Source organism: Methylobacterium sp. DB0501 (assembly GCF_011043735.1).
In the GTDB taxonomy this organism is placed as follows: Bacteria; Pseudomonadota; Alphaproteobacteria; order Rhizobiales; family Beijerinckiaceae; genus Methylobacterium; species Methylobacterium alsaeris.
The window spans coordinates 81454-104005 of record NZ_JAAKGV010000001.1; the positions used below are offsets into that span (position 1 = coordinate 81454).

General features: G+C 72.2%; 23 protein-coding genes. 5 read left to right on the top strand and 18 right to left on the bottom strand.

Annotated features, from left to right (window positions below; translation table 11 throughout):
• Positions 1 to 7 precede the first annotated feature (7 nt).
• The gene (locus G4G93_RS00385) at positions 8 to 589 is read right to left on the bottom strand and encodes a tellurite resistance TerB family protein (protein ID WP_165080140.1); all 582 of its coding nucleotides are present in this window, start codon (positions 587 to 589) and stop codon (positions 8 to 10) included.
• 129 nt (positions 590 to 718) lie between these two features.
• Between G4G93_RS00385 and G4G93_RS00390 the strand changes: the two genes are divergently transcribed.
• Both G4G93_RS00390 and G4G93_RS00395 read left to right on the top strand, forming a co-directional pair.
• Entirely contained in the window at positions 719 to 1516 is a 798-nt protein-coding gene (locus G4G93_RS00390) for a DUF3750 domain-containing protein (protein ID WP_165081276.1), read from the top strand.
• A 213-nt stretch (positions 1517 to 1729) separates the two neighbouring features.
• Entirely contained in the window at positions 1730 to 1945 is a 216-nt protein-coding gene (locus G4G93_RS00395) for a hypothetical protein (RefSeq protein ID WP_165080142.1), read from the top strand.
• 5 nt (positions 1946 to 1950) lie between these two features.
• Here the strand turns inward: G4G93_RS00395 and G4G93_RS00400 are convergent, their stop codons facing one another.
• Both G4G93_RS00400 and G4G93_RS00405 read right to left on the bottom strand, forming a co-directional pair.
• On the bottom strand, positions 1951 to 2949 hold the full coding sequence (locus G4G93_RS00400) for a LacI family DNA-binding transcriptional regulator (protein ID WP_165081278.1): 999 nt from the start codon (positions 2947 to 2949) through the stop codon (positions 1951 to 1953).
• 50 nt (positions 2950 to 2999) lie between these two features.
• Positions 3000 to 4040 carry an L-idonate 5-dehydrogenase gene (locus tag G4G93_RS00405; protein ID WP_165080144.1) on the bottom strand — a complete coding sequence of 347 codons (1041 nt, stop codon included), beginning with the start codon at positions 4038 to 4040 and terminating at the stop codon, positions 3000 to 3002.
• Between the two features lie 201 nt (positions 4041 to 4241).
• On the opposite strand from G4G93_RS00405, the gene G4G93_RS00410 reads away from it, so the two are divergent.
• Entirely contained in the window at positions 4242 to 5009 is a 768-nt protein-coding gene (locus tag G4G93_RS00410; RefSeq protein WP_312891586.1) for an SDR family oxidoreductase, read from the top strand.
• Between the two features lie 256 nt (positions 5010 to 5265).
• Here G4G93_RS00410 and G4G93_RS00415 read toward each other — a convergent pair whose 3' ends face one another.
• On the bottom strand, positions 5266 to 5973 hold the full coding sequence (locus G4G93_RS00415) for a DNA-binding protein (RefSeq protein ID WP_165080148.1): 708 nt from the start codon (positions 5971 to 5973) through the stop codon (positions 5266 to 5268).
• 149 nt (positions 5974 to 6122) lie between these two features.
• On the opposite strand from G4G93_RS00415, the gene G4G93_RS00420 reads away from it, so the two are divergent.
• Both G4G93_RS00420 and G4G93_RS00425 read left to right on the top strand, forming a co-directional pair.
• Complete coding sequence (locus tag G4G93_RS00420; RefSeq protein ID WP_165080150.1) at positions 6123 to 6791, top strand: response regulator transcription factor; 669 nt, start codon at positions 6123 to 6125, stop codon at positions 6789 to 6791.
• Entirely contained in the window at positions 6791 to 8110 is a 1320-nt protein-coding gene (locus tag G4G93_RS00425) for a sensor histidine kinase (protein ID WP_165080152.1), read from the top strand. Before G4G93_RS00420 ends, G4G93_RS00425 begins: the two co-directional genes overlap by 1 nt.
• A 252-nt stretch (positions 8111 to 8362) precedes the next feature.
• Here the strand turns inward: G4G93_RS00425 and G4G93_RS00430 are convergent, their stop codons facing one another.
• From G4G93_RS00430 to argE, 14 genes are all read right to left on the bottom strand, one after another.
• On the bottom strand, positions 8363 to 9109 hold the full coding sequence (locus tag G4G93_RS00430; protein WP_165080154.1) for a YebC/PmpR family DNA-binding transcriptional regulator: 747 nt from the start codon (positions 9107 to 9109) through the stop codon (positions 8363 to 8365).
• A 183-nt stretch (positions 9110 to 9292) separates the two neighbouring features.
• Positions 9293 to 10162 carry a phosphonate ABC transporter, permease protein PhnE gene (phnE, locus tag G4G93_RS00435; RefSeq protein WP_165080156.1) on the bottom strand — a complete coding sequence of 290 codons (870 nt, stop codon included), beginning with the start codon at positions 10160 to 10162 and terminating at the stop codon, positions 9293 to 9295.
• Positions 10159 to 11043, bottom strand: coding sequence for a phosphonate ABC transporter, permease protein PhnE (gene phnE / locus G4G93_RS00440; protein ID WP_165080183.1), 885 nt, complete (start codon positions 11041 to 11043; stop codon positions 10159 to 10161). The genes phnE (G4G93_RS00435) and phnE (G4G93_RS00440) overlap by 4 nt, the downstream gene beginning before the upstream one ends.
• Before the next feature lie 179 nt (positions 11044 to 11222).
• On the bottom strand, positions 11223 to 12146 hold the full coding sequence (gene phnD, locus G4G93_RS00445; protein ID WP_165080184.1) for a phosphonate ABC transporter substrate-binding protein: 924 nt from the start codon (positions 12144 to 12146) through the stop codon (positions 11223 to 11225).
• Between the two features lie 29 nt (positions 12147 to 12175).
• Positions 12176 to 12997 (bottom strand): phosphonate ABC transporter ATP-binding protein, encoded by an 822-nt coding sequence (gene phnC / locus G4G93_RS00450; RefSeq protein ID WP_246736462.1) that lies wholly within the window; start codon positions 12995 to 12997, stop codon positions 12176 to 12178.
• A 75-nt stretch (positions 12998 to 13072) separates the two neighbouring features.
• A complete protein-coding gene (locus G4G93_RS00455; protein WP_165080187.1) occupies positions 13073 to 13690 on the bottom strand; it encodes a chloramphenicol acetyltransferase in 618 nt (205 codons plus the stop codon).
• Between the two features lie 4 nt (positions 13691 to 13694).
• Entirely contained in the window at positions 13695 to 14363 is a 669-nt protein-coding gene (locus G4G93_RS00460; protein WP_165081280.1) for a DUF1045 domain-containing protein, read from the bottom strand.
• A gap of 297 nt (positions 14364 to 14660) precedes the next feature.
• Positions 14661 to 16172 (bottom strand): fumarate hydratase, encoded by a 1512-nt coding sequence (locus G4G93_RS00465; protein ID WP_165080190.1) that lies wholly within the window; start codon positions 16170 to 16172, stop codon positions 14661 to 14663.
• A gap of 129 nt (positions 16173 to 16301) precedes the next feature.
• Entirely contained in the window at positions 16302 to 17456 is a 1155-nt protein-coding gene (locus tag G4G93_RS00470) for a CaiB/BaiF CoA-transferase family protein (protein ID WP_165080193.1), read from the bottom strand.
• A gap of 5 nt (positions 17457 to 17461) precedes the next feature.
• On the bottom strand, positions 17462 to 18898 hold the full coding sequence (locus G4G93_RS00475; RefSeq protein WP_165080196.1) for an aldehyde dehydrogenase family protein: 1437 nt from the start codon (positions 18896 to 18898) through the stop codon (positions 17462 to 17464).
• 154 nt (positions 18899 to 19052) lie between these two features.
• Positions 19053 to 19946, bottom strand: coding sequence for a hypothetical protein (locus G4G93_RS00480; RefSeq protein ID WP_165080198.1), 894 nt, complete (start codon positions 19944 to 19946; stop codon positions 19053 to 19055).
• Between the two features lie 12 nt (positions 19947 to 19958).
• A complete protein-coding gene (locus tag G4G93_RS00485; RefSeq protein WP_165080200.1) occupies positions 19959 to 20828 on the bottom strand; it encodes a hypothetical protein in 870 nt (289 codons plus the stop codon).
• A gap of 178 nt (positions 20829 to 21006) precedes the next feature.
• Entirely contained in the window at positions 21007 to 21294 is a 288-nt protein-coding gene (locus G4G93_RS00490; protein ID WP_165080202.1) for a hypothetical protein, read from the bottom strand.
• Between the two features lie 95 nt (positions 21295 to 21389).
• Positions 21390 to 22532: an acetylornithine deacetylase gene (argE, locus tag G4G93_RS00495; RefSeq protein WP_165080205.1), complete on the bottom strand. Its 1143-nt coding sequence runs from the start codon at positions 22530 to 22532 to the stop codon at positions 21390 to 21392.
• Positions 22533 to 22552 lie beyond the last annotated feature (20 nt).

The window sequence follows — 22552 nt, forward strand, 5'->3', positions numbered from 1 at the left end:
TCCCCGATCAGGCCGCGAGTCCGGTCTCGACCCGGGCGACCGCATCCTCGTCGAGATCGAGGGCCTCGGCCAGCATCCGCAGGAAGGTGCGTTCCTGCATCGTGTCGGGATCGATGGCGAGACGGGCCGCCGCGTAGACGTGAGCACCGGTCTCGGGGTTCTGCACCCGGTCGGCGATCTCGTCGATCGTCGCCGGGTCCTCGAGCTCGCGGGCGAGCCATTGACGACCGGCGAGGTCGAGGCCGGATTCGGCCACCGCCGCGTCGAGGCGCCCGCGCTCGCGGGCATCGATCACCCCGTCGGCCGCCGAGGCCGAGACCATGATGCGCAGGCAGAGCGTCGCGTCGTCGTCGCTGAGCGACCCGGCCACGAACGGCATTCCCACCGGATCGGCCGCCGGTACCCCACCGGCAGGTGCCTTGCCAGCAGGTGCCTCGCCAGCAGGTGCCTCGCCAGTGGATGCCTCACCTTGGGTCGCCCGCAGGGCGAGCCCGGTGATCAGCGCCAGCCCGCCGAGAGCGGCGGAAGCCGCGAGCCCACCGCGGCGGCTGCGCACCAGGGCGTCCAGCACCCGTTTCACCTCGGCCATCACGCCCTCCCATACCGGTCCACAGTACACTTGCCCGCCGATAACGGTCTCGTGCGGCTCCGGTTCGTACAAGAACGGCGGATGGCTCCGCCGGTTGCGCCGCCACGCTCGGAGGACCATCTTGCGGCGATGCTCCTCGCCCTGGCCTGGGTCGCGCGCATGCTCGTGCTCGCGCTCATCCTCCTGTTCCTTCTGCCGCTCGCCACCCACGCCCTGTGGTGGTGGAGCCGCGACGACCTCGCCCCCGACTGGGCCACCGCCGACTGGTCGAGCGCCCGGCTCCTGCCCGCCGCCGCCGCGGCCCCGGACGCCAGCGTACGGATCTACGCCGCCCGCGTCGGGCGCTGGCGGGGCATCTTCGCCCACCACACCTGGATCGTCGTCAAGGAGGCGGGCGCCCCGCGCTACACCCGCTACGACGTGGTCGGCTGGGGCCTGCCGGTGCGCACCGACGCCTACGCGGCCGATGCGCGCTGGTTCGGCAACCCGCCGCAGGTCGTGCTCGCCCTCGACGGCGAGGCGGCGTCCCGCGCCGTGCCGCGGATCCGCGAGGCGGTCGCGACCTATCCGTACCGGACGGCCGGCAGCTACAGCGCCTGGCCGGGGCCGAACTCCAACACCTTCGTGGCCCACGTGCTGCGGGCGGTGCCGGAACTCGCGGTGGCGCTGCCGCCGACGGCCTTGGGCAAGGATTTTTCGGAAACCCTCATCGCCTGGACGCCGAGCCGCACCGGCGTGCAGCTCTCAGGCAGGGGCTATCTCGGCCTCACCCTGGGCTGGGTCGAGGGGATCGAGGTCAACATCCTCGGGACGGTGGCCGGCCTCGACCTGCGCCGTCCGGCCCTGAAGCTGCCCGGCTGGGGCCGCATCGGCATGGACCCGGCGGGGGCGACCGAGACGCTGATCGCGCCGACGGCGCGCAGCTGACACCGGCATCTCGGGCCGCCGGCATGAGCCGGCACGGCCCGGTCGACGACGAGAGAAATCCCCAGGCTTCCCCAAGGGAGGGGAGCCGCGTGTCAGGACACCCTCTGTCGCCCGATCCCCTCATCGCGCGGGTTTGAGAATTCTCTCCGGGTGGGTCGTGAACCAAATCATGGTGCAGTGCGTTAACGCACGTCCCGAGGCTCGCACCGTTCCATGTCCAGATCCCGATTCGTCAAGGCCGACGCTCCCCCCTCCTCCCTCGTCGGCCCCTATGCCGCCGTCCTCACAGGCGTCTCGCGCGGCTTGCAGGATCTGTTCCCGCCGGTCGAGCCGACCTGTGCGACGCACAACGCCACGCGCGAGGACGAGCGGGACGCCGTCGCCCCGGTGCTGCGGGCCCGCATGCCGGCGGAGCCGCGGTTGAGCTGACCGGTTCACCCGGTCGTCGTTTCCCGCAGGAGCAGCCGGATCCCGAGATCGACCACCGTCGGCTCCCCCGTCTCGCCGTCGAGGAGCCGGATCAGCATCTCTCCCGTGCGCCGGCCGATCTCCACGGGATCGACCGCGATGGTCGAGAGCCGCGGCACGCATTGGCGTCCGATCTCGAAATCGCCGAAGCCGAGGAGCTGCACGTCCTGCGGCACCCGGATGCCGCGGCGCCGGCACTCCATCAGCGCGCCGAAGGTCGAGATGTCGGAGACGAGGAACACCGCGTCGGCCCCGCCGCGACCGAGGAGCGCCGTCATCGCCTCGGCCCCGTGCGCGAAGGCGCCCGCCACCCGCCCGTGATGCAGGATCAGGTCGTCGGCGAGCCCCGCCGCCAGCAGACCGTCGCGAAAGCCGCGCAGGCGCTCCTCGCCGCGAAAGTCCCGGGCCTCGCCGGTGCGCTCCGGCCCAAGGCCGGCGATGCGAGTCGCCCCCCGGTCGATCAGCGCCGTCGCGGCGAGCCGGCCGACCTCGTAGTTCGAGAACCCGACCGCCCGGTCGATCGGCGTCTCGGGCCGGTCCCAGATCTCCACCACCGGCACCCCGGCGCGGGCGAGGAGGTCGCGGGCCATTTGCGAGCGGTGCATGCCTGAGACCACGATCGCGTCCGGGCGGCGCGAGAGCATCGCGCGCAGCACCACCTCCTCCTCCGCCACCGAGTAGCCGGTGAAGCCGATGAGCGGCTGGTAGCCGCGCGGGCGCATCGCCGCGGTGAGGCCGGCGGCGGTGTCGGCGAAGTTCGGGTTGATCAGCGTCGGGACGATCAGGGCGACGAAGCCGGTGCGCCGCGACGACAGGCCCCCCGCTCCGCGATCCGGCACGTAGCCGAGTTCATCGATCGCTGCCATCACCCGCGCCCGCGTCTCCTCCGAGACGAGGCCGGGATCGGCGAGCGTGCGCGAGACCGTCATCGGCGAGACGCCGGCAAGGCGCGACACGTCGCGCATCGTCGGCGCCCGCCGGGCCGGGGGGCGCGGGTCGGACACGAGGCCCGTGCCTAGAAGGCGAGGTGGACCTTGATCGCCCGGGCACGGTCGCCGGCGAGCGCGAAGGCCTCGTCGGCCCGGGACATCGGCAGCTCGGCCGAGAGGATCGGCGCGACGTCGATGCGGCCGGCCGCGAGCAGCGCCACCGCCGTGCGGTACTCCTCGTGGAAGCGGAAGGCGCCGACGAAATCGATCTCGCGGGCCATCAGGAGGTTGGCCGGCACCGGCACGTCGCCGGGCGGCATCATGCCGAGCTGCACCACCCGGCCGCCCGGCCGCACCACCCGGAACAGCGAGGCCAAGGCCGCCGGCGCGCCGGTGGCTTCGAGCGCGACGTCGAAGGTGCCCTTGTCGGCCTCGTAGGCGGCTAGCCGGTCCGGCTCGTCGGCGACGTTGATGGTCTCGGCGGCACCGATCTCGCGGGCGATGGCGAGCGGCGCGTCCGACAGGTCGGTGCAGACGATCCGGCGGGCGCCCGCGAGCTTCGCCGCCATCAGGCACAGGAGCCCGATCGGCCCGGCCCCGGCGATGAGGACGTGGCGGCCGAGCAGCTCGCCGGCCCGGCGGATTCCGTGGAGCGCCACCGCCAGCGGCTCGCCGCAGGCGGCGACCCGCATCGGCATCGCGTCGGGGATCGGCACGCACTGGTCGGCGCGGGCGAGGAAGTGCTCGCTGAAGCCGCCCTGGACGTGCGGGAAGATCGCCGCCGACCCGAAGAAGCGCATGTTGCGGCACAGGTTCGCGCGGCCGGCGCGGCAATAGTCGCACGCGAGGCAGGGCCGGCTCGGATCGACCGCGACCCGGTCGCCGGGCTTGACGCTCGTGACGCTGCGGCCGACCCGGGTCACCGTGCCGGCGACCTCGTGGCCGAGCACCATCGGCTCGCGGAGCGAGAAGTCGCCGACCCGGCCCTTGCCGTAATAGGACAGATCCGAGCCGCAGATGCCGCCGGCGCCGAGCGCCACCACGACCTCGTCCGCCTCCGGCTCGCGCAGGGTGATCGCCTCGATCCGCAGGTCCTTGGCGGCGTGAATGCGCGCGGCGAGCGTCATGGGCGTCGTCTCCTTCCCTAGGGCTCCCTGCCCTCGGGCTCCCGTCCTGGGGCTCCCTTGGGGCTCCCTTGGGGCTCCCTTGCCGCGGGGCGCCGGGATGCCGCTTGCCTTGGTACCGGCACCATGCTTCCTTCGCGGCACGAGCGCAACCGCGGGAGCGGCCCTCACGGCCCCCGACGCGCCGAGGGAGAGGAAGCGCCTGTGTCGACCGCCTTGTTCGATCTGTCGGGCCGTCGCGCCCTGGTGACCGGCTCCAGCCAGGGCATCGGCCTGTCGCTGGCGCTCGGCCTCGGCCGTGCCGGGGCGTCGATCGTGCTCAACGGCCGCGATCCGGTCAAGCTCGATGCGGCCGCGGCCGGCTTGAGGGAAGAGGGCCTCACCGTCGAGGCCGCGGCCTTCGACGTGTCGGATGCGGCTGCCGTGAAGGCGGGGGTGGACCGGATCGAGGCCGAGATCGGCGCCGTCGACATCCTGGTCAACAATGCCGGCATCCAGCGCCGCGCACCGCTCGAGGACTATCCCGTCGAGACCTGGCACGAGCTGATGCGGATCAACCTCGACAGCGTGTTCTATGTCGGCCAGGCGGTGGCCCGGCACATGATCGCGCGCAAGCGCGGCAAGATCATCAACATCGCCAGCCTCCAGAGCGAGGCGGCGCGCTACTCGATCGCCCCCTACACCGCCTCGAAGGGCGCGGTGAAGAACCTGACCAAGGGCATGTGCACCGACTGGGCCCGCCACGGCCTCCAGGTGAACGGCATCGGTCCGGGCTACTTCGCGACGCCGCTGAACCAGGCGCTGATCGAGAACCCGGAATTCGACGCCTGGCTGAAGAACCGCACCCCCGCCGGGCGCTGGGGCCGGGTGGAGGAGTTGCAGGGCGCGGCGATCTTCCTCGCCTCGGCGGCATCGGACTTCGTCAACGGGCAGATCCTGTACGTGGATGGGGGTGTGCTGGCGACTTTGTGAGGGGGGGTGCAGCGCCCGCTCGATCGGCAAGAACCATCGGGCACTCACCGCGCCTATGAAGCTCCATCTCATCCCGGGGCTCGCCGCGGGCGAGAGGCCGGGATCCATGATCGCCGGCAATATGGAATTCGGCGGAATGCGTGCCGCTCCATCCTGGAATCTCGGCGTTCACGGATCCCGGAATCCGCCGCGCGGCCCCGGGATGACGCGGAGGGTGTCGGACCCGACCCTGCCGGTCCGACCCCTTCTCCCTTCCTCAGAACACCCGCTTCTCCCGGACCTGCCCGTCGAAGCCGACATGCAGCATCCGCTCCTTGCCGTCCTGCCCCTTGGCGGCGACCTCCAGGTGCCGCGGCCCGCGGCCGGCGACGCGGACATCCGTGTAGCCGGCATCCGTGACCGCCTTGGTGAGGGCCGGGACGTCGACGCTCGGCCCGAGACCGGCCTTGTCCCTGGCCCAGTCGAGGCCGCCGGGGGGCGGGCCGACCGGGCGGAGGGAGTCGGTCCTGCCGTCGGCGCGGGTGAGCGCGCCGGCATGCAGGAAGCCGTTCTCGAACCGCCCCTGTACCGTCACGCTCTCGCCCTTGGCGACGAGGGTGCCGCCCTCCCCGGCCCGCCCGGTCTCGACCAGCGCCCGGCCGGTGCCGTCCTGGAGGATGAACTTGTTGCCGAAGATCTCGGCGACCTCGCCCTTGGCGGCAATGGCGCCGGAGGGCGCGAGGGCGCTCACGGCGACCGGGGCGACGGGGGTCAGCGCGGTCTGGGCCGGCTGGGCGAGGGAGAAGCCGACGGCGCCGAGCGCCAGCGGCACCGCGACGGCGCCCACGAGGAGGCCGCGGCGGGGCCGGGCGCGCGGGGCGGCGGAGGCCGCGGTCCCGGCCGCGCCGGTCTCGACCTTGGTGGCCTCGACCTTGGAGGCCTCGATCTCGGTGGCCTTGCCCTCGATGGTGGTGTGGTCGGTCATCTGCTGGATCCTTCGTCGTTGAGGCCCGTTGCGGGTTGGCGCTCTTCTACGTCAGGCCCGGGAACCGGGTCTGAACCGGGCCGTTCAGGTTCGGTTAAACCGCCGGGACTACGGCGGAATCCGCTCCACTCACCCGACATCGATCACCCATGAAGCTCCTGCTCGTCGAGGACGATGCCGCCCTCGCCGCCGAGATCCTGAGGGTCCTGCGCGCCGAGAACTGCGCCGTCGACCACGCCCGCAACGGCGAGGACGGCGCCCATCTCGGCGACACCGAGACCTACGACGCGGCGGTGCTCGATCTCGGCCTGCCGAAGCGCGACGGCCTTTCGGTGCTGCAGGGCTGGCGCGCCGCCGGACGCACCCTGCCGGTGCTGATCCTGACCGCGCGCGACGCCTGGAGCGACAAGGTGGCGGGCTTCAAGGCCGGGGCCGACGACTACCTGGTGAAGCCGTTCCGGGTCGAGGAGCTGGTGATCCGCCTGCGTGCCCTGGTGCGCCGCGCCGCGGCCCACGGCGCCACGTCGGTCACCTGCGGGCCGGTCAGCTTCGATCCCGGCCTCGGCGCCTTCACCCGCGACGGGCTGCCCTTGAAGCTCACCGGGCTCGAATGGCGGGTCCTGGCCTGCCTGATCCTGCGCCGCGACGGCGTGGTGCCCCGGGGCGAGCTGCTGGAGCGGGTCTACGAGGGCGACGCCGAGGTCGATTCGAACTCGGTCGAGGTCATCATCACCCGGCTGCGCCGCAAGATCGCCCCGGCCCGGATCGAGACCGTCCGCGGCCACGGCTACCGGCTCACCGCCGGGGAGGCGTCGTGATGGGGCTGGGCCAGATCGGCTCCCTGCGCCGGCGCCTGCTCCTCGGGGCGCTGGCTCTGATCGCGGTGGCCCTGGTGGTGGCCGGCCTCGCCATCGGGCTGATCCTCGCCCGCTTCGTGCGCGGGCAGATCGATTCCCGGCTCGACGCCCAGATCGTGTCCCTGGCCTCGGGGCTGGAGCCGGGCCCGTCCTTGCGCCTGTCCCGCGATTTCGACGCGCCGCCCTTCGACCGGCCGGGCTCGGGCTGGACCTGGCAGATCCGGCGGGGCGCGGCCGTCCTCGGCTCCGCCTCGCTCGTCGGCCGGCCCCTCGATGTGGCGGCGGCTCCGGATGGGGACGACCGGCCGCACCCGGCGGAGGGCAGCGGCCCGCGCGGCGAGGCGCTGATCCTGCGCGTCCTCTCGCTCCCGGACGGGACCGTGGTGACGGCGAGCGCACCGCGCGAGGCCCTCTACGGCCCGTTGCGCGAGGCCGGGCTGGCGCTCGCCGCGAGCCTCGGCGTGCTGGGCGTGTGCCTCGCGGCCGGCGCGGTGGCGCAGGTGCGCCTCGGTCTCAAGCCCCTGGACCGGCTGCGCCGGGAGCTGGAAGCGGTGCGGGCGGGCCGGCGCGAGCGGGTGCCCGAGCCGCAGCCCGCCGAGATCCGGCCGCTCGCCGCCGAGATCAACGCCCTCCTCGACCAGAACGCGGCGCAGCTCGCCCAGGCCCGCACCCATGTGGCGAACCTCGCCCACGGCCTGAAGACGCCGCTCGCCACGCTGTCGCTCGCCCTGTCCGAGCCCGGCCGCGATCCGGACGGGCGCCTGGCCCACCTCGTCGGCAGCCTCGACCGCGGGGTGCGCCACCATCTGCGCCGCGCCCGCAGCGCCGCTCTCACCGGGGCGACGCGGATCCGCACCGGGCTGGCCGGGCCGGTCGCCGACCTCGCCGGCACGCTCGAGCGGCTCCACGCCGAGAAGGGGGTGCGGGTGACCCACGAGATCCCCCCCGGCCTCGCGGTGGCTTGCGACCCGCAGGATCTCGACGAGATGCTCGGCAACCTGATCGACAATGCCTGTACGTGGTGCACCGGCATGGTGCGGGTGTCGGCGGAAGGCGCACGGAGCGACGTGGTGGTGACGATCGAGGATGACGGCCCCGGCCTCGGGCCGGAGGCGCTGGCGGCGGTGGCGCAGCGCGGCCGGCGCCTCGACGAGACCGTGCCGGGCCACGGCTTCGGCCTGGCGATCACCACGGAACTGGCGGAGCTCTACGGCGGCGGGCTGGAGCTCGACCGGTCGGGGATGGGGGGGTTGCGGGCGCGGCTGCGGTTGCCGGGGTGAGCGGGTGCCGGCGACGGCCGGAACTCGTTCTCCTCAGCGGGAAGACCACCCGCCGGGTCATCCCGGGGGCCGCGCAACGGAACCCGGGATCCATGAACACCGACGCTTCAGGATGACGCGGAACGAGTTCCGCACGGTTCTTCCCCGTCGACGGCCACGGATCCCGGGTTCTCGGCTGCGCCGAGCCCCAGGATGACGCAGCAAATGTCAAAATCGGGCTTCATTCGTTCGCGTTCGGAAGCGAATGGAACCTCACCCCTGCATCTTCGCCATCATGGCGTCCGACACCGCGAAGTTGACGAACACGTTCTGCACGTCGTCCTGGTCCTCGATCGTCTCGACGAGGCGGATCAGCTTCTCGGCGGTCTCGTCGTCGACGTCGACGGTGTTCTGGGCGCGCCAGATCAGGGCGGTGCGGCGCGGCTCGCCGAAGCGGGCCTCGAGGGTCTTGGAGACCTCGCCCAGCGCCCCCTGCTCGCAGATGACCTCGTGGCCGCCCTCGTCGGACTTCACGTCGTCGGCGCCGGCCTCGATGGCGGCTTCCAGCATCGTGTCGCCGTCGGCCACCTTGGCGTCGAAGGCGACGAGCCCGACATGGTCGAACATGAACGAGACGGCGCCGGTCTCGGCGAGGCTGCCGCCGGACTTGGTGAACGCCGAGCGCACGTCGGAGGCGGTGCGGTTGCGGTTGTCGGTCTGCGCCTCGACGATCAGGGCGGCGCCGCCGGGGCCGTAGCCCTCGTAGCGGACCTCCTCGTAGTTCTCCGCGTCGCCGCCGGCGGCCTTCTTGATGGCGCGCTCGATGTTGTCCTTGGGCATGTTCTCGGCCCGGGCCGCCAGGATGGCGGCGCGCAGGCGCGGGTTCATCGACGGGTCGGGCGTGCCGAGCTTGGCCGCCACGGTGATCTCCCGGGCGAGCTTGGAGAAGACCTTCGAGCGGACCGCGTCGACGCGGCCCTTGCGGTGCATGATGTTCTTGAACTGTGAATGCCCGGCCATGCTGCTCCCCGGCGGCTGGTGAACCTCGCGCGCGGAGAGCGCCCGGCGGGGCTCTCGACGCCGCGAGGCACGCGTGAGACAGCCGGCTTATAGGCGCCCGCCGCGGGGGAAGACAATCGCGCCGCCGCGGAATTCGCACCCCTTCGCGGGCGCGAAAACGCGGTGGAATCAGGCCCCTAGCCGTTAGTGCGCGGCGCCCCCGATGATCGCCCGGCGCAGGCGGCCCGAGACGAGGTCGATCAGCGCCACGGCGGCGAGGATCATCAGCACCAGGAAGGCGACCTGCTGCATCTCCAGCACCCGGATCAGCTCGGTGAGGTACTGGCCGATGCCGCCGGCGCCGACGATGCCGATGATGGTGGCCGAGCGGGTGTTCGATTCGAAGAAGTACAGCACCTGGCTCGCCAGCACCGGCAGCACCGCCGGCACCAGGCCGAAGCGGACCCGGTGCAGCCGGCCGCCGCCGGACGCGATCACGCCCTCCTGCGCCTTGCGGTCGGCGGTCTCGATCGCCTCGGAGAAGAGCTTGCCGAGGGCGCCGAAATCCGAGCAGGCGATGGCGAGCGCCCCGGCGAAGGGCCCGAGGCCGACGACGTTGATCCAGATCAGCGCCCAGATCAGCACGTCGACGGAGCGGATCACGTCGAAGCCGCGGCGCACCCCGAAGCGCAGGAAGGGGTTCGGCACCACGTTGCGGGCGGCCAGGAACGCGGCCGGGAAGGCGAGGCAGGCCGCCGTGAGGGTGCCCAGGAAGGCGATCGCCAGGGTCTCGCCGAGCGCGGTCGCGAACAGGCCGAGCCGCCCGCCGGCCGACGGCGGCAGCATCATGCCGGCGAACTCGCCCAGCCGATACAGGCCGTGCAGGATGCGCAGGAGCGAGAAATCGAGCCGCACCATCGCGAAGGCCGCGAGTCCGACGAAGACCGCGAGGGTGCCGACGACGGCGGCGCGGCGCGGCCACGAGGGCCGGAAGACCTGGGGGTGACGCTGGCGCAACCCGTCGAGGTCGGCGAGCGCGGCCCGACGCAGGGCGGAGGGGGGACGGCGGCTCACGCGTGCGCCTCCCGGCCGAGGAGGTGGTGGCGCAGGCGCTCCGTGCCGAGATCGATCGCCACCACGGTGAGGATGATGAGGAGCAGGATCGCGCTCACGTCCGAATAGTAGAAGTTGCGGATCGCAACCAAGAACTCCTGGCCGATGCCGCCGGCCCCGACGAAGCCCATCACCCCGGCTCCCCGCACGTTGATCTCGAAGCGCAGGAGCGCGTAGGAGGCGAAATTCGAGAGCACCTGCGGCACCACCGCGAAGCGCACGGTCTGGACGAAGTCGGCGCCGGTGCCGGTCAGCCCCTCGACCGGCTTCATGTCGATGTTCTCGACCACCTCGGAGAACAGCTTGCCGAGCGCGCCGGCGGTGTGGATGGCGATGGCGAGCACGCCGACCATCGGCCCGAGCCCGAAGGCGATGACGAAGATCAGCGCGAACACCACCTCCGGCACCGTGCGGCACACTTCCAGGAAGCGCCGGGCGCAGAAGCGGAGGGCCGCCGAGCGCACCAGGTTGGCGGAGGCGAGGAAGCACAGGAGGAAGGCCGCGATGCCGCCGAACAGCGTGCCGAGATAGGCCATCAGCAGCGTCTCGGCGAGGAGACCGAGCCATTTCGGCAGGCCCCAGTACCAGGCCGCCACGTCCGCCGGCAGGTTCGCCAGGGTCAGGACCGGCAGGATCTGGCCGAGATAGGCGGTGAAATTCTGGATGTTGTCGAGGAAGGTCAGCGGCCGCACCTCGGCCATCCAGCCGGCGAGCAGGTAGAGCGCCACGATCGCGACGAACACCGCCAGGGTGCGCCGGCGCGTCGACGCGACGGCGCCGGCGTAGGCCGCGAGCAGCCTCCTCTCGCGGTCGGGCGGGAGTTTCTCGATGCGGACGGTCACGGAAATGGCTCCTCCCCTCCCCCTTGTGGGGAGGGGTTGGGGGTGGGGTGGTGCCGCGTAGAGCTGGGCGGTGCCTTCTGCACCACCCCACCCCTGGCCCCTCCCCACCGCTTGCAGCGATGCCGGGCAAGCCCGGGATCGCCGGGGGGAGGTGAAAGCGTCATGATCTCAAGGCGTTACTAAGACCGCTTGCGCTGCTCGTCGTTGTGGCGGAGCATCTCGATGATCGGCTGGTAGTCCTTCAGCGTCACCGGGTTGAGACCGAGGTCCTTGCCGTCCGACAGCTTGTCGAAGGTGGCCTTGTCCTTGGTCGGCAGGTCGACGAAGGCCTGGCGGATCGTCTGCTTCAGGTCGTCGGGCAGGCTGGAGAGCACCGCGAAGGGGCCCTCGGGCAGGAAGTCGGACTTGAACACGACGCGGAAATCCGACTGCTTCAGCGGCGTGCCGTCGGGCTTCTTCATGCCCTTGGCGGCCATGCGGGTGACGGTGGTGTCGGTGTCGGAATTGTAGAGGTTGGCGGCGGCGTCGGCGGTGCCCTGCACCAGCGCCAGCACGGCGTTCTCGTGGCTGCCGGCGTAGAAGGTCTTGCCGAAGAACTTCTCGACGTCGTGGCCGGCCTTCTGCAGGAAGAAGCGCGGGGCCTGGTTGCCGGAGGTCGAGTTCGGATCGACGAAGGCGAGGCTCTTGCCTTTCAGGTCGTCGATCGACTTGTACGGGCTGTCGGCCCGGACGTAGATCACCGAGTAGTAGCCCGAGGCGCCGGTCTCGTGCTTCTGGTTGACCAGCGGCTCGAGCTTCACGCCGGTCATCACCGCGCGGGCGAAGGAGGCCGGGCCGTAGAAGGCGATCTGGATGTTGCCGGCGCGCTGCCCCTCGATCACCGCCGCGTAGTCGTTGGCGACCCGCAGCTTCACCGGGACGCCGAGCTCCTTGGTGAGGTAGGCAGTGATCGGGGTCCAGCGGTCGACGGTGCCCGAGGCGTTCTCGGTCGGGATGACGCCGAGGGTCAGTTCCGGGTACTTCGCCTTCCAGTCCTGGGCCAGGGCGGGGCCGGCGGCGAGCATCAGGGCGGCGGCGCCCACGAGGGTGCGACGGTTCAGCATCGATCAAGTCCTTCTCGGAACCAAAGAATTCAGGCGCTCAGCGCCTCGGCGTGGCGAACCGGAGCCCGCACCGGCGGCGGCGGGATCTCGGGCTCGCCCCGGTCCATCACCTCGCCGGCCTCGAGCCCGTAGAGGGTGCGGGCGACGTCCTCGGTGAGGTCGAAGCCGCTTCCGTCGAACACCACCCGGCCGGCCGAGAGGCCGATCAGCCGGTCGCAATAGGCGCGGGCGAGGTCGAGGGAGTGCAGGTTGCAGAGCACCGTGATGCCGTAGCGCTTGTTGGCGTCGGCGAGCGCGTCCATCACCAGGCGGGTGTTGCGCGGGTCGAGGGAGGCCACCGGCTCGTCGGCCAGGATGATCTCGGGCTCCTGCACCAGCGCGCGGGCGATGGCGACCCGCTGCTGCTGGCCGCCCGAGAGCTGGTCGGCCCGGTTGGCGGCGAACGCCCCCATGTCGAAATTCTCGAGGGCGGCCAGCGCCAGCGCCCGGTCCTCCTCGCTCCACAGCTTCAGGAGCGAGCGGTGGGTCGGCACCTGGTCGAGCCGGCCCATCAGCACGTTCGTCATCACGTCGAGGCGGCCGACGAGGTTGAACTGCTGGAAGATCATCGCGCAGCGCGCGCGCCAGGCCCGCAACGCCCGGCCGCGCAGGGCCGTCACGTCGGTGCCGTCGTGGAGGATGCGACCGCCCGTCGGGTCGGCGAGGCGGTTGAGCATCCGCAGCAGGGTCGACTTGCCGGCGCCCGAGCGCCCGATCACGCCGACGAAGCTGCCGCGCGCGATGGAGAGGCTGACGCCGTCCACGGCGCGGCGCGCCCCGTACTGTCGCGTGAGATTCTCGACAACCAGCATCCGCTCGCCCGTTTCCACTGTTCGGGCGAACGTAAACGCCGGTTGAACGACAACAGGATGACAGCTCGTCAGTGCTTAGCCGGCGTATTTATTCAGGAAGGCCTCGATCGGCAGGGCGCGGAAGTCCGGGAGCGCCCGTCGCAGGCGTTCGTGGTCCCAGTCCCACCAGGCGAGGGCCAGCAAGCGCTCGACGCTCGCCCCGTCGAAGCGGCGGCGGACCGGCCGGGCCGGATTGCCGACAACGATGGTGTAGGGGTCGACGTCCCGGGTGACGATGGCGCCCGCCCCGACCACCGCACCGGTGCCGATGGTGCGGCCGGGCAGCACCACGACCCCGTGGCCGATCCAGACGTCGTGACCGATCGTGACGGGAGACGCCCGGCGCCGGTCGAAGAAGGCCGGCTCGTCCGCTTCCTCCGGCCAGTACGAGGCCGCGCGGTAGGTGAAGTGGTTCTGCGAGGCCCGCTCCATCGGGTGGTTGCCCGGGTTGATCCGCACCATCGCGGCGATCGAGCAGAACTTGCCGACCGTGGTGTAGATCACCTCGCCGTCGTTGCCGATGTAGGAGTAGTCGTCGAGCACCGTCTCGGTGAGCTGGGTGCGGGGACCGACCTCGGTGTAGCGGCCGAGGCGGCACTCCCTCACCCGGGCGGTCGGGTCGATGACGGGCTCCGGGCCCAGTTGTCCGGCCATGGCGTCAACTTCCGAACGGGATGCGCCGCACCACCCGGAACGGGCCGGTGCCGTCCTGGCGCAGGACCGACAGGGCGTCGAGGGTGAGGGGCACGCCCTCGCCGTAGGCCTCCGCCAGGCGCTCGCGCCAGGGGGCACGGGCCGCCTCCGGCAGGGCGTCGGTCAGGGTCATGTGGAAGCGGAATTCCTCGAAGACGTGCGGGTAGCCCCAGGCCGCCAGCAGGGCGCGGCCGCGGGGGCTCAGGCGCTCCGGCTTGCGGCGGGCGGTCTCGGACTCGGTCAGCCGCGCGCGGAACGGCTCGAAGGCGGCGACGCATTCGGCGGCGAACAGGCCGAGTTCCGGGGGAGCGGCTTGCGGGATCAGCGCCGTGAAGGCGCCGAGGGTCGCGACTTGCAGGGGGCCGACCGGAACCGGCGGGTGATCCGCGGCCAGCGTCCCGGCCGCCGCGAGCAGGTCGGCCTCGGCGATGCCGGGCGCGAGCCGCATCGGTGCCTTCAGGGTGGCGTGGAAGCCGTAGAGGCGGGGCGAGCCGGTCACGCCCGCGAGGTCGGCCATCCCGTCGGGGCGGGGGAGTTCCGCGCCGGTGTGGTTGTCATACCCGAGGACGGCGTTGCCGAAGCGGGCGAGGTCCGAGCCGGGCGTCGGCGTGAAGTAGAGGGCGTAGCGCGTCATGCCGGTCACGCGTGTCTCCTTGTGCCGTCCGATTCAGCACGCGGGCGTGACTGAACGGTGACGGCGGGACGCATGCGCGCGGCGGCGCCGAGCATGACCCTCCATCTCCGCGGGGGAGGATGGCCTACGGAGCAGGCCGGGAGAGGGGCCGCGCGACGCTGATCCAGGGGGCGCCCTTGATCAAAGTCGCGACCTTTCCGGACACGTCGTCCCCTCTCCCGCCCGGCTTCGCCGGGCACCCTCCCCCGCGGAGGGGGGAGGGAGAAGCCAGCGCTCGACTGGAGACCGGCCGCACCTCTACGCCGGCGCCATCTCCCGCACCGGCCGGCGCCAGCGGGCCGGGCCGTCGCGGTGGACCGAGGTGCCGGCGGCATCCACCGCCACGGTGACCGGCATGTCCTCGACGATGAACTCGTGGATCGCCTCCATGCCGAGATCGGCGAAGGCCAGCACCCGCGCCGACTTGATCGCCTTCGAGACGAGGTAGGCCGCGCCGCCCACCGCGATCAGGTAGGCCGCCCCGTGGCGGGCGATGGTCTCGACGGCGGCGGGACCGCGCTCGGCCTTGCCGACCATGACGAGGAGGCCGGTCCGCGACAGGATCGGCTCCAGGAACTTGTCCATCCGGGTCGCGGTGGTGGGACCGGCCGGGCCCACCGCCTCGTCGCCAACCGCGTCGACCGGGCCGACATAGTAGATCGCCCGGTCGCGCAGATCGACCGGCAGGGGCTCGCCGGCTTCCAGCATCCGGGTCAGGCGCAGGTGCGCCGCGTCCCGCCCGGTGAGCAGGCGGCCCGAGAGCAGCAGGGTCTCGCCGGCGCGCCAGGTCGCCACCTCCTCGCGGGTCAGCCGGTCGAGATCGACCCGCCGCCCGGCCGCCGTCGCGACGCTGATGTCCTGCGGCCAGAGATCGAGGGAGGGCGGGGTGAAGACGGCCGGGCCGCTGCCGTCGAGGGTGAAATGGGCGTGCCGGTCGGCGGCGCATTGCGGAATCAGGCCGACGGGCAGCGAGGCGGCGTGGACCGGGAAGGTCTTCAGCTTCACGTCGAGCACGGTGGTGAGCCCGCCGAGGCCCTGCGCGCCGATGCCGAGCGCGTTGACCCGCTCGAAGATCTCCAGCCGCAACTCCTCTTCCTTCGACGACGGCCCGCGGGCGCGGATCTGCGGCAGGTCGATCGGATCGAGGAGGGAGAGCTTGGCCAGCGTCATCGCCTTCTCGGGCGAGCCGCCGACGCCGATGCCGAGCATGCCGGGCGGGCACCAGCCGGCGCCGAGCGTCTCGACGGTGCGCACCACCCAGTCGGCGACGGAGTCGCTCGGGTTGAGGGCGGCGAACTTCGCCTTGTTCTCCGATCCGCCGCCCTTGGCCGCGACGTGGACCTCGACGGCGTCACCGGCCACCATCTCGACGTGGAGCATGGCGGGGGCGTTGTCGCCGGTGTTGCGGCGGCCGAAGAGCGGCTCGGAGACCACGGAGGCGCGCAGCGGGTTGCGCTCCTCGCGCCAGGCGCGGCGCACGCCCTCGTCGACGATCTCCTGGAGCGAGCGGTTCGACACGATGCGGGCGCCGAGCCCGACCTTCATGAAGATTTGCGCCGTGCCGGTATCCTGGCAGATCGGCCGCCGGCCGAAGGCGGCCATGCGGGAATTGACCAGGATCTGCGCCATCGCGTCCCGGGCCGCCGGGCTCTCCTCGCGCCGCCAGGCCTCGGCGAGGTTCTGGATGTAGTCCGCCGGGTGGTAGTACGAGATGAATTGCAGGGCGTCGGCGATGGAGGCGACCAGGTCCTCTTCGCGGATGGTGGCCATGGTGGTCCTCCTGAATTCGCCATGCAATGTGCAGCGTCTACATTGCTTGAACAAGCACTGCGTCATCCCGGGGCCGCGCAGCGGAGCCCGGGATGACCCTGGGAAGCGGAAAGGACTGCGCCCCGGCCCTTACGCCGCGAATTCCCGCCGGATCGCCTCGCTGTGCTCGCCGATCCCCGGCACGCGTCCCAGCACCGGCGCCTGGCCGTTGCGGAGCGCGGGCGGCGCGACGATCGAGGCCGGGCCGGCCTGGGTCTCGACGGTGACCCGCCGCAGGGCCGGATGCGAGACGAGGTCGGCGAGCCCGTTGACGAAGCCGTATGCGGTGCCGGCCGTGCGCAGCCGCGCCGCCGCCTCGTCGCGGCTCAAACCCGCGAAGACTTGCGCCACCACCGCATCGACCTCGGGGCGGTTGGCCACCCGGGCGTTGTTGCTCTCGAAGCCTCCCTGCGACGGCAGGTCGGGACGGCGCAGGAACTCGGCGCAGAACCTGGCCCATTCGCGCTCGTTCTGGATCGAGATCAGCACCAGGGCCCCATCCCGGGTCGGGAAGGCGCCGTAGGGGCAGATCGAGGGGTGCGCCAAGCCCACCCGCTGCGGCGCCCGGCCGGTACCCTCGAAGTAGAGCAAGGGTACGTTCATCCAGTCGGCCATGCCGTCGAACAGGCTGACCTCGAGCTTCGCGCCCTCGCCGGTGATGCCGCGGGCGATCAGCGCCTCCAGCACCGCCGCATGGGCCGCCATGCCGCAGGCGATGTCGCAGACCGAGACGCCGACCCGGCCCGGGCCGGCCGGATGGCCGGTGATCTCGGCCAGCCCGCTCTCGGCCTGGACCAGCAGGTCGTAGGCCTTCATGTCCGAGTAGGAGTGCCCGCTCCCGTAGCCGGTCACGTCCACGGTGATGAGCCGCGGATAGCGGGCGCGCAATTCCTCCGAGCCGAACCCGGCCCGGGCGGCGGCGCCCGGCGCGAGGTTCTGGATGAACACGTCGGCCTTGGCGAGGACGGCGTGGAGGAGCCTTGCGTCGCCCGGGTCCTTGATGTCGGCGACCAGGCTCTCCTTGCCGCGGTTGAGCCAGACGAAGTAGCTCGCCAGCCCGTTCACCGCCGCATCGTAGCCGCGGGCGAAATCGCCCTCCGGCCGCTCGATCTTGATGACGCGGGCGCCCGCATCGGCCAGGCGCGAGGAGCAGTAGGGGGCTGCCACCGCCTGCTCGAGCGCCACCACGGTCAGACCGCCGAGCGGCCTGACCCCACTCCTCGCCGCCAAACTCCCCGCCACCATGATCGTCAGACCCCGTGCTTGATCGCGATCATCTTCATGGCGCCGAAGCCGTAGAGCGCCTCGAAGCCCTTCTCGCGGCCGTGGCCCGAGCCCTTCACGCCGCCGAAGGGCAGCTCGACGCCGCCGCCCGCGCCGTAATTGTTGACGAAGACCTGGCCCGACTTGATGCCCTTCGACAGGCGGAGCGCCTTGCCGAGATCCGAGGTCCAGATGCCGGCGGCCAGCCCGTACTCGGTGCCGTTCGCGACCGCGAGGGCCTCGGCCTCGTCGCGCACCCGGATCGCCACCAGGACCGGCCCGAAGATCTCTTCCTGGGCGAGGCGGTGGTCCGGCGGCACGTCGCCGATCAGGGTCGGGCGGACATAGTAGCCGTCGCCCGGCACGTTGGTGCCGAGCTCCCCTTCGGCCAGGATGGTGAGGCCGTCGCGGCGGGCGAGGTCGATGTAGCTCTGCACCCGCTCGCACTGCTTGGCGTTGACCACCGGACCGAGGTCGAGATCCTGCTCGCCCGAGCCGACCCGCAGGTCCTTGAAGCGCCGGGCGAGGTCGGCGGTGAAGCTGTCGTAGATCGCGTCCTCGATCACCACGCGGGAGCCGGCCGAGCAGGTCTGGCCGGCATTCTGGGTGATCGCCTTGACGATGACGTTGCCGGCCTCCGACAGGTCGGCATCCGCGAAGACGACCTGAGGCGACTTGCCGCCGAGTTCCAGCGTCACCGGAATCGTGTTCTTGGCCGCGGCGGTCTGGATCAGCACCCCGACCTCGCGCGAGCCGGTGAAGCTGATGTGGTGGATGCCCTTGTGCGAGGCGAGCGCCGCGCCCGCCTCCTCACCGAGGCCGGTCACCACGTTGAGGCTGCCGGCCGGGAAGCCGGCCTCGGCCGCGAGCTTGGCCAGATGCAGGGCCGAGAGCGACGTGTCCTCGGCGGGCTTGAGCACCACGGCGTTGCCCATGGCGAGCGCCGGGGCGACCGAGCGGCCGGTCATCTGGAGGGGATAGTTCCAGGGCACGATCACGCCGACGACGCCGTGCGGCTCGTAGACGGTCATGACGGTGAAGCCGTTCTGGAACGGGATCGTGTCGCCGTGCACCTTGTCGGCGGCGCCGCCGTAATACTCGAAATAGCGGGCGCAGACCTGGGCGTCGTTGCGGGCGAGCGTCATCGGCTTGCCGACGTCCTCGCTCTCCATCTTCGCCAGGATCTCGGCGTCGCGGCGGATCAGCTCGGCGAGCTTGAGCATCAGCCGGCCGCGGGAGGCGGCGTCGAGGCGGCCCCACTCGCCGTCCATGGCGGCGTGGCCGGCCTTGACGGCGTCGTCGATCTCCTTGGCGCCGCCGCGGGCGATGCGGGCCATCTCCTGGCCGTGCGACGGATTGAGGACCGGCAGGGTAGCCTCGCCGCCGACCCAGGTGCCACCGATGAAATGCTGATGGGCGTTCATGCGTGTCCCTCCCGTGGCGACCGGCCGCCCTGACGGCGGCCGGCCTGCTGTTGGGCGCGGTGTTACCGCGCCGGGAGGGGCAATTCCAATACGATCGACGGGCGGGCGCGATAGAATCGGGATATGGCGCAGAGGCGGGTCACGGTGCCCGCCGTCACCGGTGCCGGTTCGCCGCGATGGTCTGCCGGGCGATCCCGGCGGCCAGCGGAATGTCCTCGATGGGCGTCCCGTCCAGGAAGGCGCGGGCGACGAGGGCGAGGTCGATCCAGGCGTCGGGGGCGTGCGCCCTGCGCCGGCCGCGTCCGGCTCCGGCCGGTGCGGCCTCGCCGGCCTTCGCCTCGGCCGTCGCGGCCTCGATGCCCCGTGCCGCCTTGGCGATCCAGGCCAGCCGCTCGCCCCAGATGGCCCGCCGCGGCTCGACCATCCGCGCGAGCACCGCGCCCTGCCGCTTCTTGCCGGAAATCCGCACGGCCGCGAGGCCCGCCTCGAACCAGCTCGCCGGGAAGTGATAGACCTTCGCCCAGGTCGCCGAGGCGGCGAGCGCCGCCGTCGTGGCCGCCTCCGAGCGGCGCTCCTCCGGCAGCCCGTCGAGGAGCTGGCCGACGATCGTGCCGGGCTCCAGGCGCGTGGGCGCGATCGGCGGCAGGCCGACGATGTCGAGAAAGTTCAGCAAGGCGAAGGGCGACGGCTCGCCGGCCGCGAGACCGGTGGCGAGGCCGTGGGCGATCAGGTCGCGAACGAAGTCGGGCGACGCGTCGAAGAGATCGATGGTGCGGGCGATCCCGGCGAGGAACTCGGCGGAGCCCGCGGGGCCGAGATCGTCCTGCAGAATGGCCTCGCGCAGGCCGTGGCCGTGCTTCATCAAGAGGGCGGCGAAGACGTGCCGGTCGGCCTCGTCGACCAGCACGAAGACGCTCTGCGCCCCGCCGCCGTCGCAGCCGGTGGCCATGAAACGGACCGCGCGCGCCGGTGCGAGCCCTTCCGCGAGCCGCAGGTGCCCGCCTTGCCCGCGGCTCGCCGCGATCGCGGCCCCGACGGGCTCCTGCACCTCGTCCGGCAGCTAGGGCCGCATCGCGGCCAGCCGGTCGGCGCCGACCGCCGAGACCCGCCCCTTCCGCGCCGCAGCTGCAAGGCGCTCCGCCGTCGCCCGGACGACCTGAGGGTTCGAATCGGTGAGCCAGCCCAGGGCCGCCTCGCGCATCGCCGGCACGTCCGACTCGATCATCAGGCCGATCGCCGTGACGAGGACTTCGTCGGGGAAGACCGCGAATTGCTCGGCCATCTGCTCGTGGATCAGGAACGGGTCGTGATCCATGGCCTCGGCGGCCTGCGCGAAATCGGCCGCCATCTCCTCCGGGCTCGGCAGCCGCACGCCCTCCATCGGCGCCAGAGCCGCCCCGGCGATCAGGTCGCGCATCGGTTCCGGCAGCGGCAGCCGTGCGCCGACGAATTGCTGGGCGATCCCGACCAGCAGGTCGGGCGGCAACGCGCCGGTCTCGGCCGCCCTTCCCAGGCGCTCGAACAACACCAGAAGGGCGACGGCGGCCGCTCCTCCCGGCTCCGCCTCGACGGCCATGCGGAGTTCGCCGAGGGCGCTGCCGATCAGCATCAGCGCGGCCGTGCAGCGATCCTCGTCGCGCCGCGTCTTGCGGCCCTCCTCCGCCAGGAGGTCGAACAGGGCCTCGGGGGCGCCGTCGAGGGTGACGATGTCGAGCATCGGCTCGGGCAGGGTGGAGAGGACGGCGCCGGCTCGGATCGCCTCGGCGAGCTGGTCGGCGAGGATGACGGGCAGCATCCGGGACATCTCGTCCCCGTTCGCGGCGGTCGCCGCGGTGGGTCGCCCGACCGGAGCTTTCCCGGCGCTCGCCTTGTGTGCGATCTTCTTGCCCGTCGCCTTCTTGCCGGCTGACTTGCTGACGGTTCTGGCCATGGAAAAACCTCGGCAGCAGAAGGGGCCGCCCCGGAACGTTCCAGGGATCTCCGCCTTCAAACTGCCGAGGCTGGGGTGGGTTGCCGAGGCGGGGGCCCAGGGGCGGCACGCTCCGTCCCCAACCCTCGCCCCAACCCTCGCCCCGATCCTCTCTCCAACGCCCGTCGGCCGTCCGACCTTACCGGCCGCTGCCGCTGCTGCCGCTGCCCTGCGGCACCGCCCGCTCCGGCTGGCCGGCATTGCCGCCCGCCGCCGAGTTGCCGGTGATGGTCGAGGCACCGTTGGGCCCGGGCGCCACGACGGTGCCGGCGGAGCCGCCGGTATTGTTCGGCATCGGCGCGACGGTGCCGGTCGTCGCTGGTCCCGTGCCCATGGTGCCGGGCGCGGTGGACGGGGCGGCGGTCTGGGCCGAGGCCGCGCCCGCGACGAGAAGGCCGGCGGCGAGTCCTGCGAGAATCGAACGCATGCTGCTCTCCTGTCGGATCCCGAGATTGTCAGATCCTGACCCCGACAACGCACTCTCGCTGGCCCGGTTCGTCTGTCCTTTACTTTGTTTTACGGTCAAGCCTGATCGGCGATCACCCGGCGCAGCATGGCGCAGCATGCCTCGAGGTCGGCCAGCCCGATCGATTCGTCGGGCCGGTGCGCCTCGGCGATGCGACCCGGGCCGCAGATGATCGACGGGATGCCGGCGGCCTGGAACAATCCCGCCTCGGTGCCGTAGCTCACCGCCCCGAGGGCGGCATGGCCGGACCAGGATTCGGCCAGGCCGCGCAAGGGGGCGTCGTCGGCGAGGTCGAGGGCGGGGTAGAGCGACAGGATCTCGCTCTCGACCGCGACCTCGCGCCCGGCCGCCCGCAGGGGGGCGACGAGGCCGGCGACGCCGGCAAGGAGCGCATCGTGGATCGTCATCGGGTCGGTGCCCGGCACGGCGCGCGCCTCCCACTCGACCCGGCAGGTATCGGGCACGACGTTGACCCCGGTGCCGCCGGCGATCACCCCGACCTGCAGCGTCGAGGAGGCGGGCTCGAACAGCGGGTGGAACGGCCCCTCGCGGGTGAGGCGCTCGTGCGTTCCCCGCACCAGCCCGACGAGGTCGGCGGCCAGGTGCACGGCGTTGTCGGCAAGGTCGGGCCGCGAGGAATGGCCGGCCCGGCCGCGCACCGTGAGGCGCCCCGCCACCTTGCCCTTGTGGCGCAGGACCGGCCGCATCTCCGAGGGCTCGCCGACGAGGCAGCCGATCGGGGGCGCGCACAGCTCGGGCAGCCGCGCGATCATGTGGCGGACGCCGACACAGCCGACCTCCTCGTCGTAGGACAGGGCGAGGTGGATCGGCCGGCGCAGGGGGGCCGCCGCCATCTCGGGCACCAGGGCGAGCAGGCAGGCGACGAAGCCCTTCATGTCGACGGCGCCGCGCCCGACCAGGCGGTCGCCCATCCGGCGCAGGGAGAAGGGATCGCCGGTCCAGCCCTCGCCGGCCGGCACCACGTCGAGATGGCCCGACAGCACGATCCCCGGCACGTCGCGCGGGCCGATCGTGGCGAACAGGTTGGCCCGGTCGCCCTCCGGCCCCGGCAGCACCGCGGCCTCGACGCCGTGGCGGGCGAGGCGGTCGCGCACCAGCGCCACGATCGCACCGTTCGGGGTGCGGCACACCGAGGGGATCGCGACGAGGTCGGACAGGTGGGCGGCGGCGTCGGTCATCGGGGGGTCTCGCGGTGGCT